We start from the raw sequence: 3,192 nt of genomic DNA, 5'->3' as shown, positions 1-3,192 counted from the left end.
GGTGAGAGCGGAGTGTATCATAAAATGCTAGCGATTGCGAATGAGTAGGAAGCTGCCGTGTGGTACTAAGGGGGAGTTGCCTCAGGAACCTCTGGCTAAAGTCGCGAGGCCACTGACGATCACTTCCGGCACCGCAAAACTCGGTTGTAGGCCAATCACCAACACTGCCTGTTTCCGAAACGTCACGTTATCAAGTTTTCCCTGCAGTACTGATCAAGAGGTGATAGGGGATCGTCAGACGACAATAACACGCTATGGCATGTCGGGGGACGACCGGGAAGAACAGCATTGTCACTGGGAAGCATCCATTGGAAAACCATTTTGTGTCATGCATTCCCTGAACGTAAAACGGTCCGTTTCCGTGCCAAACATATTCACGGAGTTGTCATAATGATACGCATCAAACTTACTTTCCGCGTTGCCTCTTCGTGTTTCGCGAACGCAGGTATCGATGGTCTTGTCTAGTAATCGAGGCTGGTCAGCTGTTTCATTAAACTTAAACTTTAAAGCCGCGATTGCCTTGGCGTGACCAAGCGCGGCGGCCTTCCGATACCAGACACGGGCTTCAAATAAGTCTTCGGTGCCGCCTCTGGGTCCATGTCCATCTGCATATAATTCGGCCAGATTAAATTGAGCGGATGACAGGCCATCTTCAGCGGCCAGACGATACCATTTGGCTGCCTCTTGATAATTTTGCTTCACACCGGCTCCCCACCTATAAAACGCTCCAAGATCGTTCTGCGCTGAACTATGACCACGCTCGGCTGCCATCTGATACCAGCGAGCGGCTTCCGCATAATCTTTTGGGACACCATATGCGTGCTCGTACATCTGGCCAATGAACCACTGGGAATGAGCCGAACCTTGCTCCGCCAACGGACGAAATTCTTTCATCGCCGTGACATAGTCACCGCTTGAATACGCCGCATAGCCTTCGGAAAATCCGGCCCAACCCACTGCAAGTAACAGAACGAATATGATTGGAGCACATGCGAATGCAGCAGCCGCCAAAAGACCACTTCTGAAGGGCATAATCACCTCACAGGAATGAGAATTCTACTCGTATTGTACTATGTTGGGAGAAGATGGCGATCTGGTATGAATACTGATAAGGGACAGCCGGCCTTTCTCGGGGCAGTCGCCGAGAATCGAGTGGCGGCGTCATTCCCAACATCACGCCTTCAAAAAAGAATTTGCGAGGTATGAGTCAGGCGGTGAGCGATGCGTACGCGCCGCATGGTCAATGGCGCATTGTGATCACGATGACCACAGCAACTCTGTCTGCAGTGGCTTGACACTCCACTGTTATGCTTGTTAGATCGGCAATACGGGAGTGGAGATGGCACGCAACGGTCGGAAAATGATTCCATACAGCAGCGCTGCTATGGGAGAGATGTTTGCGCACATGGCTGAGATTATGGTGGAACACGGCCTTGTGGAACCTCAGGACGATGGGGAGGCCTTTGCCGGTGACGTGATGAATGTTTTGCAGTCCCAAGGCCATGTAAATGATAATGGCGATGTTATCTTGGGTCGTTTCATCTTACTTCCGTCCCATAGCCCTGCGGTCTCATTGTTGCTCGTTTCACCTTTGCCGGCAGACCCCTATGATGATGAGCTTCGGCGAAAACCCTCACCAATTCAATTTGGTCGGACTGCGAGCGGCCACATCGTGCTCCCAAGTAGAATGATGCTGACAATAATCGAAGAGTTGGCGAGTAATCCCGTCATACCTGAAGAATTGCAGGTTTTATTCTTGAATTTTTCTCGATGTGCCCTGCCGTTTTCCGATATCGTGTTGCCCCTTGAGGTAGAAACCGTCGGGCTCCCAACCGAGAAGCACGACATTGTGGAAGCCTTGATACCCGGATGCATTCTCACTGTGAATCTTGAAACGAAGGCGTGATCCTCTCACGTGATCTTTTTCAGAACGACCGTCTTGCCTATAGATTGATAATCCCCGCTGCTTCGCGATGCAAGCGGCCTATGCGAAAAACTCCAAGCCCAGGATGATCCCGATGAGCTTGCTCGTACGCGAAGTCCTACAACGACTCCCAAAGACAATCGAATGGGTGTTTACCAAGGCTAACGGAACCCGTAACCGCCGTCCGGGGATTTTTCGTCGCCAAGAACCATCATAGGGCTCCCGGTCGGGTCAAGCGAGGTATGGAGGGGTGACGGAGCGGCCGAACGTGCCGGTCTTGCAAATCCCGAAGTGGAACACCTCGAACTCCGCGAAAAACTTCGGAACACTGCTCTAACATTGGCGATTCCCCTGCTCACCAGAATACCGTCCTCTACCGCCTTTACCGTCCTTTACCGTGGTTCACCGCAATCTATTCCCCCCGTTTATCCCCTCGTCGCTTAACCTAGACTCTTAGCCAATTTCCCCAACGCACCGGTGTACTCCTCCACCGATTCTTTGGCTAAGGTATAGCAGCGGCACGCCTCCCCTTCGAGTCCGTCCTGATCGGCGATGATGACTCGATTCAGCCCCAGTTCTAGGAGCCCTTGCTTCTGAAAGTCCTTCAGTGCTTCTTTCACGATGGCCGAATCCACCCCCACTTGGAGCGCCAGGAAGTCACTGGAGAACGGAAACGTCTCCAACCCTGTTCGTTGCCAATGGGCTTTGAGCCAGCGGGCCAGTCGTTGAGCCGGAGAATGAAATTGGCTGCACCCGACGGAGATAACGGCAAGATTCATTATGAGTAAGTTATATCGGGCCATCGCCGCGTGTAGATAAGGCAGACTCGTGAGCTTGTCCATCACGACGGCCGCCGCAAGACGGATGGCGGTGCCGGGGATTTGGACCATCGCTAAGCAGGGTGACCGGTCATCGCCCAACACGATGGACGACCCGCTACACCCTTCGCGTCCCGTTACGGTCACTTCGACAATGTGTTCCTGGTCTTGCGTATTGGTCAGACTAATGGCCGAATTAATCGGAAAGTGAAGAAATTGAATCGGGCGACCGGCTTCTTCAATAATGTCACCGAGGTGGAGGTCAACGGTTTCGCACGACCGGGTGATCAGCTCGCGCTCCGATGCCAGGAGGTTTTGTAAGATACTATGTTTCGGAAAGAGGTTTTGTAGTTCCATACCGGTGATCCTCAGTCATTGAAGATACTATCGCAATGGGAGAAACCCTTGCGCAACACCTCGGTTCTTTGTATCTTGAATTAGGAATCCGAA

General features: G+C 52.2%; 3 protein-coding genes. 1 reads left to right on the top strand and 2 read right to left on the bottom strand.

Going from position 1 to position 3,192, the window contains the following annotated elements:
* Positions 1-291: 291 nt before the first annotated feature.
* Positions 292-1,011, bottom strand: a complete 720-nt coding sequence (locus tag ACOSYY_RS01455; RefSeq protein WP_421660478.1) for a tetratricopeptide repeat protein — start codon at positions 1,009-1,011, stop codon at positions 292-294.
* 328 nt (positions 1,012-1,339) lie between these two features.
* Here ACOSYY_RS01455 and ACOSYY_RS01450 point away from each other — a divergent pair, with 328 nt between their 5' ends.
* Positions 1,340-1,906: a hypothetical protein gene (locus tag ACOSYY_RS01450; protein ID WP_421660477.1), complete on the top strand. Its 567-nt coding sequence runs from the start codon at positions 1,340-1,342 to the stop codon at positions 1,904-1,906.
* 458 nt (positions 1,907-2,364) lie between these two features.
* Here the strand turns inward: ACOSYY_RS01450 and ACOSYY_RS01445 are convergent, their stop codons facing one another.
* Positions 2,365-3,099: a Crp/Fnr family transcriptional regulator gene (locus ACOSYY_RS01445; RefSeq protein WP_421660476.1), complete on the bottom strand. Its 735-nt coding sequence runs from the start codon at positions 3,097-3,099 to the stop codon at positions 2,365-2,367.
* Between the last annotated feature and the right edge of the window lie 93 nt (positions 3,100-3,192).

The sequence above is a fragment of the Nitrospira sp. BLG_2 genome (genome assembly GCF_049222245.1).
Note: the sequence above shows the minus strand (reverse complement) of the source record. Positions and strands in the feature narration are given on the sequence as shown.

Bases quoted from the DNA above. Each gene is read 5' to 3' on its own strand.
- ACOSYY_RS01450 (WP_421660477.1), top strand. From the start codon at position 1,340: ATGGCACGCAACGGTCGGAAAATGATTCCATACAGCAGCGCTGCTATG.
- ACOSYY_RS01445 (WP_421660476.1), bottom strand. From the start codon at position 3,099: ATGGAACTACAAAACCTCTTTCCGAAACATAGTATCTTACAAAACCTC.